The 21,419-nt window shown below is 62.3% G+C and carries 19 protein-coding genes; 9 read left to right on the forward strand and 10 right to left on the reverse strand.

Translation table 11 applies throughout. The annotated features are described in order from the left end of the window. Positions 1-34 precede the first annotated feature (34 nt). Both ACYQ6J_RS13030 and ACYQ6J_RS13035 read right to left on the reverse strand, forming a co-directional pair. Positions 35-1,279, reverse strand: coding sequence for a glycosyltransferase (locus ACYQ6J_RS13030; protein ID WP_460184617.1), 1,245 nt, complete (start codon positions 1,277-1,279; stop codon positions 35-37). Next, positions 1,269-2,672, reverse strand: coding sequence for an undecaprenyl-phosphate glucose phosphotransferase (locus tag ACYQ6J_RS13035; protein WP_460184618.1), 1,404 nt, complete (start codon positions 2,670-2,672; stop codon positions 1,269-1,271). The genes ACYQ6J_RS13030 and ACYQ6J_RS13035 overlap by 11 nt, the downstream gene beginning before the upstream one ends. Positions 2,673-3,050: 378 nt before the next feature. On the opposite strand from ACYQ6J_RS13035, the gene ACYQ6J_RS13040 reads away from it, so the two are divergent. From ACYQ6J_RS13040 to ACYQ6J_RS13050, 3 genes are all read left to right on the forward strand, one after another. Continuing rightward, positions 3,051-3,809, forward strand: coding sequence for a PIG-L deacetylase family protein (locus tag ACYQ6J_RS13040; RefSeq protein WP_460184619.1), 759 nt, complete (start codon positions 3,051-3,053; stop codon positions 3,807-3,809). An 88-nt stretch (positions 3,810-3,897) separates the two neighbouring features. Next, positions 3,898-4,578, forward strand: coding sequence for a hypothetical protein (locus ACYQ6J_RS13045; protein ID WP_460184620.1), 681 nt, complete (start codon positions 3,898-3,900; stop codon positions 4,576-4,578). Between the two features lie 202 nt (positions 4,579-4,780). Further along, entirely contained in the window at positions 4,781-5,089 is a 309-nt protein-coding gene (locus ACYQ6J_RS13050; protein ID WP_460184621.1) for a response regulator transcription factor, read from the forward strand. Positions 5,090-5,203: 114 nt separating this feature from the next. Here ACYQ6J_RS13050 and glnA read toward each other — a convergent pair whose 3' ends face one another. Beyond that, the gene (gene glnA, locus ACYQ6J_RS13055; protein WP_460184622.1) at positions 5,204-6,616 is read right to left on the reverse strand and encodes a type I glutamate--ammonia ligase; all 1,413 of its coding nucleotides are present in this window, start codon (positions 6,614-6,616) and stop codon (positions 5,204-5,206) included. Positions 6,617-7,181: 565 nt separating this feature from the next. Here glnA and ACYQ6J_RS13060 point away from each other — a divergent pair. Beyond that, on the forward strand, positions 7,182-8,357 hold the full coding sequence (locus ACYQ6J_RS13060) for an aldose 1-epimerase family protein (RefSeq protein WP_460184623.1): 1,176 nt from the start codon (positions 7,182-7,184) through the stop codon (positions 8,355-8,357). Between the two features lie 53 nt (positions 8,358-8,410). On the opposite strand, the gene ACYQ6J_RS13065 is transcribed toward ACYQ6J_RS13060, so the two are convergent. The 3 genes from ACYQ6J_RS13065 to ACYQ6J_RS13075 all read right to left on the reverse strand — a co-directional run bounded on the left by ACYQ6J_RS13065 (position 8,411) and on the right by ACYQ6J_RS13075 (position 10,553). Continuing rightward, a complete protein-coding gene (locus ACYQ6J_RS13065) occupies positions 8,411-8,716 on the reverse strand; it encodes a hypothetical protein (RefSeq protein ID WP_460184624.1) in 306 nt (101 codons plus the stop codon). A 350-nt stretch (positions 8,717-9,066) separates the two neighbouring features. Continuing rightward, positions 9,067-9,882: a carboxylesterase family protein gene (locus ACYQ6J_RS13070; protein WP_460184625.1), complete on the reverse strand. Its 816-nt coding sequence runs from the start codon at positions 9,880-9,882 to the stop codon at positions 9,067-9,069. Between the two features lie 254 nt (positions 9,883-10,136). Beyond that, the gene (locus ACYQ6J_RS13075; protein WP_460184626.1) at positions 10,137-10,553 is read right to left on the reverse strand and encodes a hypothetical protein; all 417 of its coding nucleotides are present in this window, start codon (positions 10,551-10,553) and stop codon (positions 10,137-10,139) included. A 475-nt stretch (positions 10,554-11,028) separates the two neighbouring features. Here ACYQ6J_RS13075 and bcp point away from each other — a divergent pair, with 475 nt between their 5' ends. The 3 genes from bcp to ACYQ6J_RS13090 all read left to right on the forward strand — a co-directional run bounded on the left by bcp (position 11,029) and on the right by ACYQ6J_RS13090 (position 12,945). Further along, positions 11,029-11,505: a thioredoxin-dependent thiol peroxidase gene (gene bcp, locus ACYQ6J_RS13080; RefSeq protein ID WP_460184627.1), complete on the forward strand. Its 477-nt coding sequence runs from the start codon at positions 11,029-11,031 to the stop codon at positions 11,503-11,505. 118 nt (positions 11,506-11,623) lie between these two features. Beyond that, a complete protein-coding gene (locus ACYQ6J_RS13085; RefSeq protein WP_460184628.1) occupies positions 11,624-12,403 on the forward strand; it encodes a hypothetical protein in 780 nt (259 codons plus the stop codon). 83 nt (positions 12,404-12,486) lie between these two features. Further along, positions 12,487-12,945, forward strand: a complete 459-nt coding sequence (locus ACYQ6J_RS13090) for a hypothetical protein (RefSeq protein WP_460184629.1) — start codon at positions 12,487-12,489, stop codon at positions 12,943-12,945. A gap of 60 nt (positions 12,946-13,005) precedes the next feature. Here the strand turns inward: ACYQ6J_RS13090 and ACYQ6J_RS13095 are convergent, their stop codons facing one another. The 4 genes from ACYQ6J_RS13095 to ACYQ6J_RS13110 form a co-directional block, all read right to left on the reverse strand. Continuing rightward, on the reverse strand, positions 13,006-13,560 hold the full coding sequence (locus tag ACYQ6J_RS13095; RefSeq protein WP_460185563.1) for a PH domain-containing protein: 555 nt from the start codon (positions 13,558-13,560) through the stop codon (positions 13,006-13,008). Between the two features lie 960 nt (positions 13,561-14,520). Then, entirely contained in the window at positions 14,521-14,685 is a 165-nt protein-coding gene (locus tag ACYQ6J_RS13100) for a hypothetical protein (protein WP_460184630.1), read from the reverse strand. Positions 14,686-14,977: 292 nt separating this feature from the next. Further along, entirely contained in the window at positions 14,978-15,841 is an 864-nt protein-coding gene (locus ACYQ6J_RS13105; RefSeq protein WP_460184631.1) for a TIGR02452 family protein, read from the reverse strand. A 282-nt stretch (positions 15,842-16,123) separates the two neighbouring features. Further along, the gene (locus ACYQ6J_RS13110; protein WP_460184632.1) at positions 16,124-17,053 is read right to left on the reverse strand and encodes a ThuA domain-containing protein; all 930 of its coding nucleotides are present in this window, start codon (positions 17,051-17,053) and stop codon (positions 16,124-16,126) included. A 643-nt stretch (positions 17,054-17,696) separates the two neighbouring features. Between ACYQ6J_RS13110 and ACYQ6J_RS13115 the strand changes: the two genes are divergently transcribed. Continuing rightward, a complete protein-coding gene (locus ACYQ6J_RS13115; protein WP_460184633.1) occupies positions 17,697-20,249 on the forward strand; it encodes a polysaccharide biosynthesis/export family protein in 2,553 nt (850 codons plus the stop codon). 246 nt (positions 20,250-20,495) lie between these two features. Continuing rightward, positions 20,496-21,257, forward strand: coding sequence for a lecithin retinol acyltransferase family protein (locus ACYQ6J_RS13120; RefSeq protein ID WP_460184634.1), 762 nt, complete (start codon positions 20,496-20,498; stop codon positions 21,255-21,257). Positions 21,258-21,419: the final 162 nt, after the last annotated feature.

Genomic DNA, 21,419 nt, shown 5'->3' on the forward strand with positions numbered 1-21,419 from the left:
GCTTCAACCGCAACGGCTTTGCCCGGCAGGTCGGTCAATGCGAAAGTCCGGCAAGTACGCGGTCGTAAACTTGGGCCGTTCCTTGGGCCATGCTGATGTCGGAGAAGCTTTGCCGTTGTCGCAACCGGGCATGGCGGGCCATCGCCGACCAATCCAACTCGCCGCGGATGAAACGAGCGGCGGCCGAAGCCAGCGCGTCGGGGTCATTCGGCGGGACCAGCACGCCGTCGCGACCGTCGCGAATCGCCTCGGGAATCCCTTCCACCGAAGAAGCGATCACGGGCAAACCCAAGGCCATGGCCTCCAGAACGACCATGGGCAATCCCTCGCCGAACAGGCTGGGGAGAACGAAGAGGTCCATGCACCGCATCATCTCGGCTACGTCGCGCCGGAATCCCAACCACTGCACGGCGGCGTCCAAGTGAAGCTCGTGCGCCAAACGCTTAAGGTGAGCTTCGTACTCGCTCGTTTCGAACGGTCCCACCGCGATGAGCCGCGCGGGGAGATTCCATTCCCGAAGTCGGGCCAGCGCGTGAAGCAACACCTCGGTCCCTTTTCGCGGTCGAAAGAGGGCGGTCGTGCCGAGGACCCAGCAGCCGCGAGGCGGGTCGGCGCTTCGCGGCGTTTCAGCAATCGGCACGCCGTTATGGACGACGTGCAGTCGCGTCGCGTCAACCCCCGCGGTCGCCATGTGGCGACGGAGGCTCTCGGAGACCGTGATGACCGCCGCCGCTTTTCGGATGCAGAAGCGTTCCACCGCCGCCGTGATGCGGTTCTTCAGGCCGGCCGTCGAATCCCGGGCGGCGGGACTGTGGACGTGATACACCCAGGGCACCTTCGCCCGCCGAGATGCACGCGCCGTGATGAGCGCAGCCCGGGGCGTGTGAGCGTGCAGGAGCGCGACCTCTTCCCCACGAAGGCGTTCCGCCAGTCGCCGTGCGGGTCTCAGGTCGAAGCGACCGCGCATGGGCAAGGCCGTCAGCGGTGTTTGCGTGCTTGCCCTCGCCTGCCGAAACAAACCCGGCCTGAGGCAAACGAATTCGGCTTGATAGCCGAAGGACGGCAAACGCAGGGCCAATAGGTCCTGCACCCGTTCGGCCCCGGAGTAGTATTCGCCGTTGATGACGTGCAGCACGCGGCGCGTCGCGGACGCCGAAGTTTCTTCGGTCTTGCGCGGTTCGCTTGCACCGCACGGGGGCACTTCGCGTTCCGCCGCACATGTTCGAGGAACGGCGTCGTGGACGCAGGCGGCGATGACGTCGGAGAGTTCAGTAGGCATTGTGACCTCGCAAGACCGTCCAGAATGTTTGCACAAGAATCTTGAGGTCCAGCCACAGCGACCATTCGCGGATGTACCGCAAGTCCAGTTCCACGCGACCTTGCATCTTCTCCAACGAGTCGGTCTCGCCGCGGTATCCGCGGACCTGGGCCAATCCCGTCAGACCGGGCCGCACCTTGTGCCGCAACATGTAGCCCTGAATGATGCGGCGGTATTCCTCGTTGTGGACGTTCGCGTGTGGGCGAGGGCCTACCAGAGACATCTCGCCCTTCAACACGTTGAACAATTGCGGCAGTTCATCCAACGAGGTGCGACGGAGAAACGCTCCAACTTTAGTGACGCGGGGATCGTTCTTCACCGCTTGTCGGACGTTCGAACCGTCCTCGCACACGGTCATGGTGCGGAATTTCCAGACCAGAATCTCGCGACCGTCCAGGCCGTAGCGTCGCTGGCGGAAGAAGACCGGTCCCGGGGAACTCCACTTGACGGCGACTGCAATCACGATCATGAGCGGGGCGGCAAGAGCCAAAAAGCACGTCCCCAATACCACGTCCAAGGCCCGCTTCACGAACCCGTCGATCCCGTAGAAAGGATTTTCGTACACGCTGACGACGGGTAGGCCGCCGACGTTCGTCCAACGAGAGTGGAGCAACTCGAACACGAAGAAGTCGGGCACGATGTAGACCGAGGCCGTGGTATCGCCCAACCGGTTGAGGATGCCGCGAATGCGTTCCTCGGCCCGCATGGGAAAGGTGATGTAAATCATATCCACGCGATGCTGTTTGGCGTGTTCGATCAACTCGGACACGCTGCCGAGCTTTTTTCCCACGTCCTCCGGGATCGGTCCCGTCCGTTCTTCAGGACGATCATCGTAGAAACCCAGGAAATTCAGGCCCAAGTCGGGAGAATTCTCCAAGGCTTCGACCAGGCGAAAGGCCAGGTCGTTGACGCCGACCACCGCATAACGGCGGGTGTTGTAGCCCGCGCTGCGGAGTCTCCGCAGGACGATTCGCAGCAATGCGCGCAAGCCCGTCATCGCCAAAGGCGTCGCCGCGAACCATGTGGCGGCGGCCTGCGGCGGGAAAAAGGCGAAAGAGTCGCTCACGTAGCCCAAGGTGACGATGAACGGTATCGCGAACAACCAGGTGAACGCCGCGCAGAGGAGTTCGCGCTCGGTGGAAATGCCTCGCCAATTGCGGTACAGGCCGGTGATCTCGGCGACGACGTGGAACGTGATCGTGGCGGCCAAACCCGCCAACAGATAGCGGTCATGGTCGCCCCCGGTCTGATACTGCGCAAGCAGCACGCCCGTCAGCACGGCGATGCCGTCCAGGATCCGATAGGTCAACTCGCGAACCGACCAGTACTGATGGATTCGACGGGTAGGACTCATGTTGGAACTCTCGATCGTCCGGGAAGACCATGCAGCGAATGGCGGAGAATACGCGTTTAAGGGCGGCGTGCGGGCACAAGGCCTTTTTTCAGTAGGGTCGTGCTCCCGTGCCGAATCCTCGGCGCCGTAGCCGAGCGGCGATCCCCGTTGGTCGCCATTTCGCAACCCATGCCTAGCGAAATATAGCTTGCGGCGCCGAGCACGATCGCGCGAATTGGCGGTCCGTTCGTGACGCTGTGCCGTCCTCGAGGAATCCCCCCGCATAGGTGCTTGCTTAATCGGAACGACTGGAATAACGTGATAGCATTGTCGGTCCCGTCGGCGGGGACCGATGGACGAACGCACGATACTGGGGATTCTCTTCGGCGGAGGCTTGCGGTGACTTCCTCGGAACGCAATCGGGTGGTTTTGGCGTGCATGGCTCATCCCGACGACGCGGAGTTTGTATGCGCGGGCACGTTGATCCGGTTGCGGGAGTTGGGTTGGGAGGTGCATATCGCCACCCTGGCGCCCGGCGATTGCGGCACGATGACGCAAAACCGCTGGGACATCAGCAGTCGCCGGACTCAAGAGGCTGCCGCCGCCGCAGCGTTGATCGGGGCCGAATACCACTGCCTGGACGAGCGCGACGGCTTCATCGCGTACGATAAGCCGACGATCGCGAAGGTCGTCGATCTGTTTCGGCGGGTGGCGCCCGGCATCGTGTTCACGCACCCCTTGCGGGATTACATGATGGATCACGAGATGACGGCCCTGCTGGTTCGGGCGGCGAGCTTTCTCCACGGGGCGCCGAACTGTTCCGCATTTCCGCTAAAGCCCAACACGGGCGTTCCTTACCTATACTACTGCGATCCGCCCGAGGGCATCGATCCCTTGGGACGGCCGATTGAACCGACGCTGCGCGTGGATATTTCGGCCCAATTGGAGAAAAAAGCCGCCATGCTGGCCTGCCATGCCAGCCAGCGCGAATGGCTAAGGTCCTATCACGGCATGGACGAATACCTGGAATCGATGTACCGCCAGTCGCGACAACGCGGAGCCGAGATTGGAGTGCCGGCCGCCGAAGCGTTCGTGCAGCATCGGGGCCATGCCTATCCGAGCGATGACATCTTGGCGGAGCTTTTCGGCAAAGCATAGTTGCGCGGCCGAATGCCGAGCACCCCGCCGTCGCCCGCCCGGGCGGCGTCCGCCGATTGGATCGGAAAGGCCGGGGGGAGGGAGTTGCATGCCTTTTCCCATGCGATGTTCGGCTTGCGGTCGTGAATTGAACATCCCCGATGATTTGATGGGGAAAAAGGTGCGATGCACCTGCGGCGGCGTCCTCGATGTGCCGAAGGAACCGCCTGTTCGCGAGGAAGACCTGTACGCCGTTGCCGAACCGGCGGCGACAAGTCATAAGGACGAGCAGCGAACTGAACCGCGGACTTCCGCTCCTGCCGAAAGGCGATCGGAGCAGGCCGAGGCCGCTCACAGTTTGCAATCGACGCTCGATTTACGCGACGCCCCGCAACTCCACTGGGCGGCGGGATTGGCCATCGGCTACGGGTGCTTGATGACGTTCATCGCGTGGTTTTTTCCCAACTTCACCGGCTTTTGTTGTTCCATATACCCGGGTTTGATATGTTTTCCGGCCTTGGCAGTCAGCGGAATCCTGCTGTTGCGGGGGAACCCCTTGGGTGTGGAATGCGTGGGGATATTCGCCGCCGCCTCCGCGTTTTTGACATTCGTTTCCGCCGCGACGATACTTTTTGTCAGCTTGGTTGCGTTATTCCAAGGGAAAATCGGGGCATCGCTCTTGTTGGGAGGCTTGGCCGCCGCCGCCGTGGTGGTTCCCGCATGGTTGTTTCTCTGGGCGATCCGATTGCACCGTCAATGGAGAGCGTTGCAGGACGATAGTCGTGCGTGACGACCGATGACGGGCCGCAAGGGAAGTGGGTTTCCCCGCGACGACATTCGGAATGCCCGTCGGTCGATCGCGCCGCCGCGCACCGGTCGGATACCGGTCGATGGGCAAAATCTGATCGGGATATCACAAGCCGGTTCACAAGGGCCGACTCACAACGGATGGAAGCCGTTGTGGTTCGGGTCGCTGAAGCGAGGATCGGATCATGGCCAAGAAAAAAGCCGCCAACAAAAAGAAGCGAGAAGCCGCCCTGGGAAAACCCCTGACCGCCCGCGAAAAGCAAGTGGTCCGACTCATCAGTCTCGGGTGTTCCGTAAAGGAGGCGGCCGCCGTCCTCAAGTTGGCCGTCAGCACGGTGGACAATCACAAGGCCAACGCCATGCGCAAGCTGGGAGCCGACAAGGTGGCCCTGGTGACACGCTTAGCCATCAAGAAAAAGATCAGCTCTCTTTCCGACCGCCTGACCCCTTTGGAGAAGCGTCGCAGCGGCCGAAAGGACGATGGTTGGAACTGAACCGGCACAAACAAACGGCGGAACGCCGAGTCCGCGACTCAGGTTCCGCCGTATCGGTGTCGTTCCGACGGATGAGGGATACCCCTTTCCGTAATCACTCGCGCGCGTCGCCGCTCAAATGTCGGCGTACAGGCAGAACTCGTACGGGTGGGGACGCAATTGGACGGCCGTGACCTCGTTCTCCGTCTTGTACCAAATCCAGGTGTCGATCACGTCGGGGGTAAAGACGTCGCCCCGTAGCAGGAATTCGTGATCCGCACGGAGCGCAGCGAGGGCTTCCTGCAACGAGGCGGGGGTGGTCGGCACGTCCTTCAATTCTTCGGGCTTGAGATCGTAGATGTCCTTGTCCAGCGGTTGGCCCGGATCGATCTTGTTCTGAATCCCGTCGATCATCGCCATCAGCATGGCCGAGAAGGCCAAATACGGATTGCAGGCCGGATCGGGGCAGCGGAACTCCAACCGCTTGGCCTTGGGACTGGGACTATACATCGGGATGCGAATGGCCGCGGAGCGGTTCCGCTGCGAATAGGCCAAGTTGACGGGGGCCTCGAATCCCGGCACCAGTCGCTTGTAGCTGTTGGTCGTGGGATTGCTGAACGCGCAAATCGCCGCGGCGTGCTTCAGCAGACCGCCGATCGCGTACAACGCCATGTCGGACAGGCCCGCATATCCGCGCCCGGCGAACAGCGGTTGCCCGGCCTTCCACAGCGACAGGTGCGTGTGCATTCCCGACCCGTTGTCTCCGAAGAGGGGCTTGGGCATGAACACCGCCACTTTGTTGTGCTTCCGCGCGACGTTTTTCACGATGTACTTGTACATCATGACCCGGTCGGCCATCAGCACCAACTCGGCGAACTTCATGTCGATTTCGGCCTGACCGCCCGTGGCCACCTCATGATGCTGTGCCTCGATCGGAATCCCGCAGTCGATCATCAGGTGCATCATCTCATTGCGGATATTGAACAGTTGATCGGCGGGCGGGACGGGGAAATAGCCTTCCTTGAACCGCAACTTGTAGCCCAGGTTGGGTTTTTCTTCACGCCCGCGATTCCATTGGCCCTCGACGCTGTCGATATAGTAGTACCCGCTTTGGGCCGACTGATCGTAGCGGATGTCGTCGAAGATGAAGAACTCGCACTCCGGACCCACGTAACAGGTGTCGGCGATGCCGGTGGACTTCAGGTAGTTCACCGCCTTGCGTGCCACGTTCCTGGGGTCGCGGGAGTAGTCCTCGCGCGTGATCGGGTCCTGGATATTGCAGATGATGTTCAGGGTGGGGATTTCCGCGAACGGGTCGATGGCCGCAGTCTCGGGTTGCGGCACCAGCAGCATGTCGCTCTCGTTGATGCGCTGCCAACCGCGGATGCTGGAACCGTCGAAACCGACGCCCTCCTCGAACAAATCCTCCGTCAAGGCCGAGACGGGAATCGTCAAATGTTGCCACAATCCGGGAAAGTCCATGAACCGCAAATCCACGGATCGCACGCCCTTTTCACGACACAACGCCAGCACTTCTTTCGGGGTCATAACTCTCCACCTGTCTCGCAAGATCCAACGGATACGAGAAAACGAATCGTTGATTCGGCCTCACAGACTGCCGGTCGAGTAAGGGGTTTCGTCCCCGCCTCCTCGGTTACATCGCAGTCGAACCATGGTTAAAGCAATCATCATTCCAAAACTGTTTTTTGGCGGATAATCGCAATTTGGGGATGTTTTCGGGCGGATTGGGCGCGCGACCGCACCCGAGGCGAGGGCCGGAAGCAAGAATATTGAGCATGTATGCCTATTTTCCGCGCAATTGCGTCTATTGTTCAGCAGATCGAATACCCCGTAGGGGTTGTCCACGGCTTGCCGCGACCGGCGAGACCCCTTGTTCGGAACGAGACGAAGGAGAGTTCCTCATTGGGTCGGGCTTGGGGCGAATCCGGGTCGCCGAGCGAATGCCGGCCAAGTCGCAACGAGCCTCTGGCGGTGCTCCCATGGCCCGTTTACACTGAATCGGCGGTTTGCCGAACCTGCCTGCGCAGCGGCGGGCATCGGCCCCAACGACCCGTGGAAGCATTGGCCGCGAAAACGCTCGGAGACCGGTAGCATGGGCAAGCAGACCTGGACCATCCTCGATTCCCAGCACGGCGTGTACTTGGATTCGCTAACGATTTCCGGCGGCGAACTGCCGAGATCGGCGGCATCGATGCGTGTAACCAAACGGCGCCTTCACGGGGGACCGTGTGACGGCGTGGACGTCGTGGAAATCGGTAACGGGGAAATGAATGTCACGGTGGTCCCCACCCGCGGCATGGGGATTTGGAAGGCCGAGTCGGGGCCGGTCAAATTGGGTTGGATTTCCCCGACCCGCGGGCCGGTCCATCCCGCCCTTGTGCCGATTTTCGATCCCAGCGGTTTGGGTTGGCTGGATGGCTTCGACGAACTGCTGGTCCGCTGCGGTTTGGAAAGCAACGGCGCACCGGAATTCAAAGAGGACGGCACGCTTCGCTATCCCCTGCACGGGCGAATCGCGAACCTCCCCGCCGAACACGTGCAGGTCGCCGTCGATGACGAAACCGGCGAGGTCAGCGTGCTGGGGCGCGTCCGCGAAACGCGACTTTTCTTCGCCAAACTTCAATTGACCACCAGAATCTCCCTCCTGCCCGGGCGGTCCGAGTTCACCGTCACCGACACCGTCACCAATCTGGCGGGAGTGCCGGGAGAGATGGAGCTGCTATATCACATCAACTTCGGTGCGCCGCTTTTGGGACCGCAGTCCAGGGTGGTGCTGCCGATCCGCGAAATGGCCCCGCGCGACGCCGTCGCCGCCGCCGAGATCGATCGTTGGGACGTGTACGGGCCGGGCGTCCCGGGCAAGCCCGAAACGGTGTACTTCTTCGAGTTGAGTTCTCACCCCTCGGGAGCGACGTCGGCCCTACTGCACAACGCCGAAGGTACGCAGGGGGCGGGCGTGGCATTCAACGTCCGCGAACTGCCGTGCTTCACCCTGTGGAAGAACGAACAACCGGAATGCGACGGTTACGTAACTGGCTTGGAACCCGCTGTGAACTTCCCCAACGTGCGATCCTTCGAGAAGGCCCGAGGGCGCGTCGTGACCCTGGAACCGGGCCAGTCGCGGAGTTTCTCGGTGACCGTGCGGGCGTACCGCTCGTCCAGCGAGGTCGAGAACGCCCGAGCCGAAGTATTGGAGTTGCAGCAGGGCGTTCTGCCGCGGGTTTCGCGAAAGCCGAATCCCGCGTGGTCCGCCGGTGTCGAAGGCTGATCGCCGCCCGACGCAATCGCTCCGACGACGCCTTTTTCGCACCGGCGCTTCGGCTACAGTCGAACGCCTTCTTGCGCCGCCAGACGGATGACGGCGAATTTGAAGTATTGAAACTGGTGCTTCGGCTTCCGCTTGGCGAAGAGGTAGGCGGCTTGCACGGTCTTCGGAGAGATTACCCCCGCCCGGGCCAGTCGGACGACATATTCGATGAAGCCGTTTTCCTCGGGCGTAGCGGTTCGAAGCGAGGATTTGAGCACCTCGGGATCGAGGCCGTCGGTGTCGGCCCAGAGTCGGCGCGAGGCGAGCGTCGCCCAACCCGCTCCACCGCAAATCATCGCCAAGAATAGCCTGCGATCCATGCCTTGCGTACTCCTCCCTCTCACCGCATCGCCGATTGCCCGGCTATACTTTCCCAGCCTTCGCCGCGCCGGCCTGTGTCTTCAAACGGCGGCGGGAATCGCAAACCGTTCCCTTTCAGCCTTCCGAGACCCCGCGTGCGCGGATATACAAGATTCGACCGGGTTGCCTGATGTGTGCGTATACCAAAATCCGCATCCCTGGAAAAGTCCGAATCCGGGGCGGAATAGGTTGACGCTCGCGCGGACATCCCACCTTACGGCGTAGGATCGTCGCCCGACGCAAGGCCGCCTCCTAGGCTAGGCGGCACTTGCGCGTACGGCACGGGTTGGCGAAGCGAGGCGACCGCGTCTCACGGGCTTGCCGGTTGGGATTCCTGCGGTCGCGAGTGAGAGAACAACCACGAGGCAAGCTCAGGCTCGTTGTAGGCCGCGGTCCACGAATTGTGTCCCACGCCCGGATACTCCGTGTAGCGAACCTCGGCGCCCGCCTTTTTAAGAGCCTCGACCATCCGTTGCGAGAGCACCGGGGGCACGACCGGATCGGCGCCGCCGTGAAAGACCCAAAAGGCGGTCCCTTTCATTTCGGCCGCTCGGGACTCATCGCCTCCCCCGCAGATCGGCACGGCGGCGGCGAAATCCTTTGGCCGGCGCAAGAGCAGATCGAACGTACCGAAACCGCCCATGGACAGGCCGGTCACGTAGCGGCGAGCGGGATCCACGCTGAACTCCTTTTGCAAGGCGTCCAGAAGCTGGATGGTCAGCTTCATGGCCGGGCTTGCGTCGCCCGACTGGGCTTCGAAACCGTTCGCCGAACGGCGGATGGCCGACCACCATTGATCGCGCGGGCATTGCGGGGCGACCAAGATTACCGGATGATCCGCAACGGCGGCGAGATTCAAGAATTCGTCGTTCTTAAGCTGCGCCTCGTTATCGTCTCCGCGCTCTCCCGCTCCGTGAAGGAACAGAATCAACGGGTACTTCTTGGACGCATCGTAGCCCTCCGGCACCAGCAGTCGGTACGGCAGTTTTTCCCCGTCGGCGCTGGTAAACACCCGCTTTTCCATGCGTTCTTTGATCATGCGTCGCTTACTTGCCGCGTCTTCACCGCGGGTCACTGGAGGAAGAACCAAAGCCAAGACCAATGCTACAAGCGTCAAACCTCGCATCACGGACTCCTTGCTAGAGTTGGGCCGAAACCCTCGAACGAACAACGATACGCCCGGCCGACAACGCCATACCGGAGAAAACCGCCCCCGGCCGCCGCAGCGGCGGAGACGTTCCCAGCACGGCGCGTTGAAAAAACCGCCTCCAGCCCGTGATGCCATGCCGTGAAAACGCTATCGAGTATTTCCGCCCCCCGCCGGTAAGGACGGACCGGTCCCACACGCTTTCAACAAGGGCGGAATCCGCGAGACGCCGGCTATTTCTTTTCGTCTTTCGGGGGCAGCGGGACCGGCAACTCGCCCGCCTTGATCCGGTCGCCGAACGTGGGAGACTTCGGATCCTTGGGATCGACCTTCTCGGATTCGACCTCCGCCAGCGCCGCTTGAATCTTCTCTTTGTTTCTCGCATCCTTGGTGCGGTCCAACAAGCGATCCAAGGCATCGCCGTATGCGTTACGCTTCTTGCGGTCCGTCCCCTCGTGGCAAACATTGCATTTCGCCTCGTCCACGAGTTGCGCGAAGGCCTGGTCTTTCGGCTCTTTGCTGTCTTTCTTGACGTAGCGGGCGACGAACTCGTTGCGGAACTGGATGACGGCCCACGCCGCGTTCATACCCCAGCAAGCGACGCCCAACACGAACGCCGACGCCACCAAAACCGGCCACTTCGTTCTCATGGTGAGGACTCCTAGAGTTTGAAAGAATCATGCGGTTTCGAGATGTGCTCCGACCAGCATCGTCCAACTTTGTCGGAAACCGGTGAGCCCGGGGTTTGTCGGAAGCGTGTACCGTGGGGACGATGACCGCGTTGCCTTCGCCCTTCCGTCAGGCGACCGTCGGCCATCGCGTTGGTAAATAATAGTTAAGCTTCACACTGAGAAAAAGTCAACAAAAGGAGGTCCGGCCCTGTCCGCTCTAGCCTTTGCCCTCGACGGACATAAAATGACAAACGGTTCGCGTTAGGCGTCGGGCGGTCGGAAAATCGCATCGCGTGGAATTCGCCTCGATGCTGTTCATGCCGGCCCAATCCCCAACCGCCTGCCGCTCCGCGGCGTAACCGGTCGCCGATCGTGCGTGCGACCCGAGCATGTTCCGGCGGCGAAGGGAAAGGGTCCTTGATCGTCCAAGTGAAAAAGATGAAGGGTGATTCCAATGAGTGACTGGGTGGAAGCGGGTAAAAAGGCCCCGGATTTTACGTTGCCTTCGGACTCGGGCAAGAAAATCAAGCTCAGCGAACTCCGCGGCAAACCGGTCGTGCTGTACTTCTATCCCAAGGACGACACGCCGGGTTGCACCAAGGAGGCCTGTGCCTTCCGTGATTTGCAGGCCGAAATGCAGGCCCTGGGTGCGGTGGTCCTCGGCGTCAGCGCCGACGACGTGGACAGTCACGCCAAGTTCCGCGACAAGTATCAGCTCAATTTCCCCCTGCTGGCCGACACCGATCACAAGGTCGCCGAAAAGTACGGGGCGTGGCGGGAAAAGGTGCGTTTCGGCAAGAAGTCCTTCGGCATCCAGCGTTCGACCTTCTTGATCGACGCCGAAGGCAAGGTCCACAAAGTGTGGAAGAGCGTACAAGTGGACGGGCACGATCAACAGGTCTTGGCCGCACTCCGTGAGCTTGCGACGTGACGTAAGCTTGCGACGTGAATCGACTCGCGAGTTGACCGGCGTCGCCGTCGTCTGCGGCTTCGCCCTTCACCATCCGAGGGCCATTGAAAACGAACGAGATATGCGAGGAAAGATTGCGATGAAGACTCGACGCTTCGGAAGCGGACCGTTATGGCAGGCGCACTCGGGATTGGTCGCTTGTGCCTTATCACGGGTTTTGTTCGCTGCGGGCGCGATGGGTGCGATTTTCATCGCCGGGTGCGCTAAGCCGACCGCTGAATCCGAAGCGGGTGGAGAAGCCGATACCGTCGTGATTCGCCCGACTGAAACCGCCGAACCGACCGATTCGACCCAGGCGATGCCGCCCTTCGCCGGGAGCCAAGGCGGCACCGGGGAAGCGGCGACGCCGGGAGGTGAAAGTACCGCGACCGCCTCGCCCGCCGGCGGGGAGTTGGTGCTCGCCGGCAAATATCGCGTTACCGCCCCGGAAGGCTGGCAACCTCGCCGCCCGGCCATCAACATGATCGAGTACGAATTCGCCGTACCCGCCGTGGAAGGCGATCCCCGCGACGGTCGCGTCACCTTCATGGCCGCCGGCGGTTCCGTCGAGGCCAACATCGATCGCTGGCTTGCACAATTCACGCAACCCGACGGCGCGGAGAACCGCGAGCGGGCCAAGATCGAGACCGTCCAAGCGGCGGGCGCTGAGGTGCACCTGGTGGACATCTCGGGCACCTACAACGAATCGAGCGGGCCGATGATGGGCAACGCCGTCCCCCGCGAAAACTATCGCATGTTGGGCGCCATCATCGCAAGCGCGGACGGCGGCATGCCCTATTTCATCAAGTTCTACGGCCCGGCCAAGACCGTCTCCGCAAACGCCGACGCCTTCCGTAAGATGATCGAAGCGATGCACTGAGCGACCGCAGGGCCCACTAGGCGCAGGGGTCGCATCAGGCCCGTTTCCGTACTCCGCTCCGCGAATCGAGGACCTCGCCCGCGATGAAGGTCTTTCTTGCCGGGATCATGCAAGGCTCGTTGACCGAAAAAGGCTTGCACGACCAAGACTATCGGCAATTGCTGCGACAGGCCTTGGTCCGAGCGTTCCCCGGTGCGGATATCTACGATCCCCTGGCGGACCACCGCAATTCGCTCGACTACGAACCGAAGACCGGCCGAGACGTCTTCTTCTATCACAACCGCATGTGTCGCGAGGTGGACCTACTGGTGGCCTACATCCCCCAGGCTTCCATGGGGACGGCGATCGAGATGTGGGAAGCCCATCAGCACGGAGCAGCGGTCGTCAGTATCAGCCCCATGCGGCACAATTGGGCCGTCAAATTCCTCAGCCACGCGATTTATCCCGACGTGCCGGCCTTCTTGACCGCCGCCAATTCCGGCGAAATCGCCCGGTTGGTCCGCCGGGTACGAGGCGACTCGCCCCTCGCGAAAACCGACTGAAAAGCCGACCGAAACGAGTCTACCCTGCCGGTTTGGGGCGTTTGCGTTCCGGTCAATCCTCTAGGATGCCCGGCGTGCCCGTATCTCTTGAAAGGCGCGGTGGGCGTGGAGGATTCGCGTTGCCTGTTCGGTCGCGGCGGGGGCGAAGGGCACCGACGAGAAACGCAAAACCTCCCTCTCGTCGCGCAGGAATACGATGTCCCCCACCGCGGACCGCTCTTGTCCCGGTAAAAGTCGAACCTCGATCCGGGTAATATCGTGCCACGGGACGAAATCCGTCACTCGGCCCGGAATTCCCCGCAGCACGGCGACCCCATTCTCGGCAAGTCGGTAATAGGTGCATCCCCATGGGCGGACTCGCCAGAGATAGAGGACCGCGGCGGGCACCGCCAAAAGCACTCCCGTAGCAACCGTCACGAGGCGATTGGCAGAGACCGCGCGGCACCAAATCCTCGCTACGGCGGCACCGGCAGACCAGAGCGAGATCGTCGGCCAAAGGGTCTTGACGGTTCGGCCCGGCGTAGGGGGCAAGTTCTTGGACGGTTCGTCGGAGGGTCGGCTCATAGGCAATGCATAGACGAAATGCAGCGAAAGGACGCGATGCTGCGCACCCAAGCGATGCGCATCCAGGAGCACTTCGAGGCTGTCGGGTGAACCGGGGCGTGTTGCGAGGCTTTCGGTGCACAGCGGCCATTTCGAGGGCGTCGGGGATCGTCGAACGGACTCACGGCGATTCCCTAGGTCGCCCTCTTTCGCGGATCGCGCATTCCACCGCTAACCGCGAATCACCCTTGATCATAGTGCGTCGACGCACTGGGGACAATTGGAATCGCCCCGCCGCTGTTACCCACCGGTAGAATCGTCCCCTGATTGTCGCGAATAGAAACGGCCCCAGCGATGGGTTCAAGGAACCGCCGAAGCGTCCGCCCGTTCGCCCGCGGGAACCCCGGACATTGCCGGACGGTTTCCCTGAATCCGAAACCTCCGCCACGGACGCCTCGCCACAGGCCCGTCGCCGGAAGCCACCTCCACACCGTCTTCACCGGCACGGACACTCATCCTCCGCCGCCCGGAATTCCGCCGCCAAAGTCGGACCGCGATCCGCGTGCTTCTCCCGGTAGAGCGTCAACGCATTTTTCTTCAGCGCCCACGCCCGTTGCCAATGTGACGTCCGACGCCGCAACCTGTGGACGAATCCCCCGCCCCCAATGCGCGGTAGCCCGACCACGAACCCTCGGCCTGGCGAGGCTCATCCCCAAGCTCTCGCACGCCTTCACGCGCGCAATACCTCCCGCCTTGCCGCGAGCGAAGACCTCCCTCCTCGCCCGCCTTTTGGCACTTATGCGCAAATACCTCTACGTAACCACTGAACAACGTCCGCGGCTTCGGCGGCTCGAGTATCTCGGCCTTGTTTTCGGTTCCAAAGGGCGGATGAGCGGGGTTTATAAGTTCTATATGGTGTCTATGTCGCCCGGTTTATCGGTCTGTTGCCTCGTGAGCGCACAGTATCAGCGCTCTATCCCGCACCGGGCAAGGTCATACTTTGCAACATTGCATAACGGCGAAGGTAGATATTCACGGCGCTCGCAACTCCCAACGCATATTGGAGGTCCTTGAATACTCCGCCGAAACCGCCACCTTGCCCGTCATCCGGCACTCTCCGCCGTCGATGGATGTGGGCATCACTTCGAGGCGGCCCGGCGCCAACGTCCGCTGCGATGAACCGTCCTTCCTCGCCATGATCACCCGTCCTAATGTCGATGCGCCTCTATCTTGGTTCCCATTTATGGCCGTATTATACTGTTGCCATAGGGTTGTTGTGCAGAGGGTTCCTTAAGAGCCTTTGTAGCTACACCTGGCAGAGAGATTATGGCACTGACTCGCAGTCAACCCTTCGCATAAACCCTAGCATCGCACGCTGCCCGAGTATCTGTGGAATGTTCGCTTTTCACCAATTGGGCGGCACGCTTTATGATGGTGGATCGCTCTCAACATTGCCCGGCGACGGCGAGCCGGGAACTGCGACAACGCATCATCGGGCGATCTCTCCCCGGGCGTCCGGCGCCAACGCGGACCGGAACGCCTCGAACGTGCTCCGCGACGCCGACGTATCGTGAACGGAAAACACGATCCGCTCGAATCGCCCAGCCCAGACGCCGCGTAAATGCCCCGCAAATGCGGCGGCAACGACTGCGGGATCGTTGCCGAACACCCCGCACCCCCACGCACCCAAGACCAACCGCTTGTATCCGTGCGCGGCCGCGACTGCCAACACGTACTCCGACCGCCGGCGAAATATCTCCGGGATGGCCGGCAGTTCGTCCGGTCGGTTCTTCGCCGCCGCGACGGCGTTGGGGGCCGCGCTGGTGATGAAGGTGACCAGATGCGGCTTGGGAAGCAATACCCCGTCGTCGTTTCGGAACACCGGACAACCCGGGGACAAGATGACCGCGTCTGAATAGAGCAGCGACGGCGAGGCCCGATGCCGCTCGTAGAACTCCGATGCCTGTAGAAGCGAGGCATGCAAGGCCGAACTTCGGGCCAACGACTCCTCTTGGCCTTGGCCGCCGCTCAGAAACCCGCCGCCCGGGTTCTTCGCCGAGGCGAAATTGAGGGCGGCAACGGGGTCGGCACTGTCGGCGAGCAGTCGAGCGACACCGGTCAGCGTCGTCTCGTTGACCACTTCAATGGTGCCGCCAAACGGGCGCGCGGGTTTGGCGAGCACCTCCTCGCGGAGTCGATTCAACTCGCTGGGGGTGAACAATCGCGTGGCGGCGAGGCAATTACGGACGGCGGCGGCGATGTCCACGGCCCCACCGCACTCAGCGGTATACGCTCCCCGTTCGGTGATCTCCACCGCCTGCTTTGCCAGTTCCATCAAAGTCCACCGCTTCACGGCCTTCTCCAGCGCTGAGGCTGTCTATAGAATGACCATACTTGGGTAAGAGGCAAAGTTATTATTCTAATGCGCACTTATTCTAATTCGCGAGTCGAATAGTAGTCTTGGTCGGTGATTTGATGCCGCGGGTTTTCTGGGTGACGGGACGCTCCGCACCGGTCTCGTGCGAATCGCAGAGGCTCCTTAAATATTCAATGGTCGGTATGAATATGAATGTCCTTCGACGGGAATCGGCAGCCTGCTTTGCGCCGCTTCTCAGTTCGGCCGAAGCTAATCCGATCAAGCCGCTTCGTCCTTCTTTTCGGCCAATTTGTCGAGCAGGATGTCGGCCTGGGGCGTAACTTTCTCGAAGTTGGCGGGCAAGTCGGGATCAACGTTCTTAACCGCCCAATTGATGCCGGCGGTCACGAAGGCCGCGAAAAAGGGGCTTGTCCACACGTCCTCGGTATGCCCCAGCGAGGTGAAGAACACGTTGCCCTTGCCCTGCCGCCGCGCCCAGGTCGAGGGGAAGGGCGGTCGGCGATAGCAGTCGCCCTTAAGGAATCGCGTCTCTTGGACGAGGATCACGTGCATGTCGTGGTTGAAGTTCTTCATGCAGTACCACTCATCGAAGAAGGCGATGCCCTCCGCCATCCCCAGCGACGCGATGGGCGGCAATCGGTGCGAACTGATCGTCAGCGAGGCCTCTTGTTGCGGTCCGTGAACGATGAATTCGCCGCCCAGCATTCGCAGGAACGGGTCGAGCTTTTCCCGCGGAACGTTGACGTACTGCTCGCCCGGCGTCCGCCAACAGGCGCAGGTCGAGTGGAAGCCGATGAAACCCTTTCCGTCTTCGACGGCGGCCATCAGTCGGGCCTTGCCTTCCGGCGTCATGGGCGGTTCCCCCGCCTCGTTCGGCTGAGTCAAGTCGTTGTTGCAATAGAAGGCGAAGGCGTCGTATTGAGAAAGGTCCTGGTCGAAGACGCGACCGTCTTTCGTGCACACGACCTCTACGCCCATCTCTTCTCCGATCTCCACCAAGCGCCGCTCGCCGAAGCTCAACTCTTCGCCCTCTTTGCGCCGAACGATCTCGTGATAGTAGCCCACGTTCCGCGTGAAAAAGAGCACTTTCTTCCGCCGGACGTCTTCTCCGTAAAGCCGGGGCGCATGTCCTGACGCCAAAGTCAGAAACGAGCCCGAGACGAGTTTGAGAACGTCGCGCCGCTTCATGGTTGAGCCTCCCAACGCTGGATGTGAGTCGGTGGAATGCGCCGTCAATGGGGATCGAGCCCCTCGCGGGACTCCGCCCGCCGCCCGCGTCCGAAGTCGCCCCGCCCTTCGGCTTGCGCGATGCGCAAACCGCTCTTGAGCCTAATCGACGGGCAACCCGAAGGCAATGCTTCGACCGCGAAAACTCCATTCGAGCACTCCCCGCCCGTTTTACGATGACTTGCGACCCGGCGGTACGGCACGAGACGCCGCGCTATCATGTTATCGCCCTCGTCGTCGGCACTCCACCGGGCGGAAGGACCGGCGGGACGACCTGTGCGGTGCGTGCGGCCTGCGCGGATCGCGCCGGCTACGCGCGATGCGCCGACGATTCGGAAGGGTACGAAGGGAGCGGAAATGGCGTGGCGGACCCGCGGGTCGTACGGGCTTTGCCGCATACGACCGGCGCGGCGCGACCCTTTTCCCGCGAATCACCCGATCTTTCGTCAATACCGGCCGACACGCCGGACGATGCCGAAAGAGAGCGAAGCGCGGTCGCCGAGTCGGCAGCATCCTTTCGCCGGTGGCGATCCACCGTCGAATGCCCCGGCGCCGCGTGTGGAAATCGGATTCCTGTCGCGCCGAGGTTCACGGAAGGTCAACGATGGAACGCAAGGCTTCGAGGGGTTCGACCCTACCGGCATGGTTTGCCGCCGGGGCGATCATGTGGACGTCGTTGTCGGCGGTTTACGCGGACGAGCGGGGGCCCTTTACCGCATCGCCCGCCGCCGCGCAGGTTTACGGAAGCGCCCGCTTCCGTGTGGAACCGCTACCGCCGCCCTCGGATGAGATGATTCAAGACGGCCCGGCGAGGGAGCCTGTCGGGACGGTCGGCGTTGTGCGACCCGGCTGGTTGCCCGTCGGGCCGACCGAAGTTTCATCGCAACCCGGGCGGATCGAATTGGCGGCGGACGAAGCGGATCGCATCACTCGGGATGCCTACGATCTGGCGGGTCGGGGCGCCCTCTTCGCCGCCCGCGAGCAATTCCTGACGGCTTTGCGGATTCTGGCCGAGGCCCTGGACGCAGAGTTCCCCGAGCGTCGTCACGCAGCGAGCCTGAACGCCGCCTGGATCGCCCTCCGTGAAGCGGAAGACTTTCTGCCTCGAAGCGCGACCGCCGCGCCGCCGGACACGGCCTCGGTGGCTGCCGGGCACGCCACGCCCATCTTGAAGGACGCCGATCTCCGCGGCGTAACCGGTCTGGAGGCCTACCGCCGTTATCTATCTTTCGCTCAGGACCAATTCGCCTTGGCGGCCGATTCGGAATTCACGGCTTCGATGGCCTTGCGCGGCCTGGGCAAGGTTTATGGGGCGTTCGCCGAGCGAGGCGTCTCGCAACCGCGAGAGGCATCAGCCGTAGCCGTCATGTTTTACCAGGCCGCCCTGTCCGCTCGGCCCGACAACTACATGGCCGCCAATGACCTGGGCGTGCTGCTGGCCAAGGGCGGTCGGTGGAACGATGCCCGACAAGTCCTCGAGTATGCCGTCTCCCTTTCGCCCGGTCCTTCGACTTGCTGGAACCTGATTCGCGTCTGTTCGGCGTTGGGCGATCCGGCCGGAGTGGAGCGGGCAAGGCAAATCCTTCTGGCCGCGCATCGCGGCGAAACCGCCGACGACGATCGCCGGCCTGAGATTCGCTGGGTCTCGCCCGAGAGCTGGATCGATGGGCGACCGGGGCGCGACGACGTTTCGGCCTCGCCGGGATCCGCGAGCGTCTTTGCGGCGGAGTCGCAGTGGTCGTTGGGGGGAACGCAACCAAGCGCGTCGGGCCGCACTTCGGCCGCACAAGGTCGCGCCGAATCCACCTCCCGCGACAACCCGGGCGACCGGTTTCTCGAATGGCTGGGGCTGAAACGGCGAACGCATCGGTCCTCAGAGCAGCTTTGGATCATCAGTCGTCCCGCCGAGTCGCCGAATCCGTCCGACTCACGCACCCGCGACTCGCAGGCTGCCGCCGGTTTGAGCGGGGATGAGACGGTCCGTCGCACCGCTTGGTGGGATTCGCGGGACGCCGGCGATCCGTCCCAGGGAGTGAGATCGCCCTTGGGCGGTGCTCAGTCCCAAACCGTGGACCCGGTGACCGGGCTGGCGCCGGGCGCATCGCCCGCCCCTCCGCCGTCCTCCTGCTCGGGCTACCGTTGCGGCGTGCAATGCCCCGACTGCGGCGGATTGCGTCGCGGCGGTTGGGATCGCGCCCGCATCATCGCCTGGGAACGCTACGCTCAGGGTGAATACGTCGGCCCGGCACGTGCGGCGCACGTCAACGAATATCGCCTCCGCGTGGATGATGAACTGCAAATCGTCTATCGCTTGACCCGCGAGGAAACCAGTCGCCCCTACCGTCTGAACGTGGGCGACGAGATTCGCGTGGAGTCTGCCGTCGATCCCAAGATCGAACGAACGGTCATCGTTCAGCCCGACGGCACCGTCACGCTGCTGTTCCTGGGCCAAGTCAAGGCCACGGGGCACACCGTCGATCAGTTGCGATTGAAATTGGATCAACTCTATTCCAAGTACTATCGGAATCCGTCCATCACCGTGACGCCGGTGGTGGTGAATAGCAAGCTGGAAGACCTGCGGGCGAGCGTGGACCGTCGAGCGGGAGAGGGCGGTCAGAGCCAGAACGTGCGCGTCACGCCCGAGGGAACCATCTCCTTGCCGCTTTTGGCCACGGTTCCCGCCCAGGGACTGACCCTCCGCGAATTGGAGATGGAATTGAACGCCCGTTACCGCGAACAATTGGAGGGGATGGAAGTCACGCCGATCTTGACGCAGCGTGCCCCGCGGTACGTGTACGTTTTGGGCGAGGTGGCGTCGCCGGGCCGTTTCGAATTGACCGGGCCGACCACCGTCTTGCAGGCCGTCAGCATGGCGGGCGGATGGAACAAGGGCGCCAACCTGCGGCAGGTTGTGGTCTTCCGCCGCGGCGAGGACTGGCGATTGAGCGCGGCGATGCTCAATCTGGAATCCACTCTGCACGGCCACAACGCCTGCCCCGCCGACGAAATCTGGCTTTCGGACTCGGACGTCATCATCCTGCCGAAGAATTTCTTCCAAAGGGCCGACGACTTCATCGAGATGGTCTTCACCAAGGGCATCTACGGCGTCTTTCCGATGCAGGCCACCATCAACTTCGCCAAACTGAGCACGATTTGATGGCCCGCCGCGGAAGCGGCGTTTGCGCCGGAGTTGCCCGAAGGCCGTGCCATGTAGACGCCCCCTCCCGGTCGGGGTGCGGGCTGTGCCGAAAAAATCCCAGGATGGTTGTTAAGATCGCCGGTTTCGAATCGTCTATTGTAGTGGGCCGTTTGCGGCAATAGATGATCGAAGGCTCTGCGGGGTCGATGGAAAAACCTTGCGGGGTCGAAACCGCGGAAACATCCAATCCGGGGAATTTGGACCATGGCACGGCAATTGCAGCGAGGCGACCACGTTTACGTTTCCTATAGTGCATTCACGCATCACGGCATCTATATCGGCGAGGACAAGGTAGTGGCGCTGTGCAAAAAGCCGTCCGACCCGAGCGCCGAGTCGCGTGTCTGCCGTATTTCGACCGACGAATTCGCGGACGGTCGACAGGTGCAGGTCCTCGAATATGAACCGTCCGAGTGTAGTCCCCCGGACGTCGTCGTCGATCGCGCCCTATCCAGGGTGGGATGCAGGGGCTACGATCTCGTCTCCAACAATTGCGAGCACTTTGCGACGTGGTGCAAGACGGGGGAACGGCGAAGTCGCCAGGTGGAGTGCTTCGCCAGGCGGTTCGGCGCGAAGGTTGTGGCGAAGCCCGTCGCGGAGATTGTGGCCAGGCAAGCCGCAAGGACCGGGAGCAAATTGGCCGTCAAAGCCGCCGGACGGATGAGCGTCCCGCTGCTCTTGGTCGGGGACGTCGTGCAACTGGGCGTGGAACACGGCGCACCCGCTTGCGGCCTGGCAGATCCGAAGACGGCCCAGATGATGGGGGCGGCCGCCGGTTTGACCGCTCACGCGGCGATCGGTTTTGCGGTCGGGGGACCGGCGGGGGCCTTGATCGGTGCGGCTTTTTGGTTTCTCGGAGAAGCCGCGGGGACCTTGGCGGCAAGCCCGGCCAATGCGGAACGAAAACCGGAAACCCGCGGCGCACTCGAGACAATCCCGGGCCGACGGCGCAAACCGACCGTCGCATAACTACAACCGCCGACGTCGCCACCGCCGGCTTACGCCGGCGGCTCCAGGGTGGGTTGCTCCAGAGTTGCACATCACTCTCTATTCTCTTTTGCAGCCACCAGCGTTAGCTGGTGGTGTTTCACTAGGGTTTAGCGCAACTGGAGCCACCAGCGTTAGCTGGTG

The organism is Thermopirellula anaerolimosa (assembly GCF_054657335.1).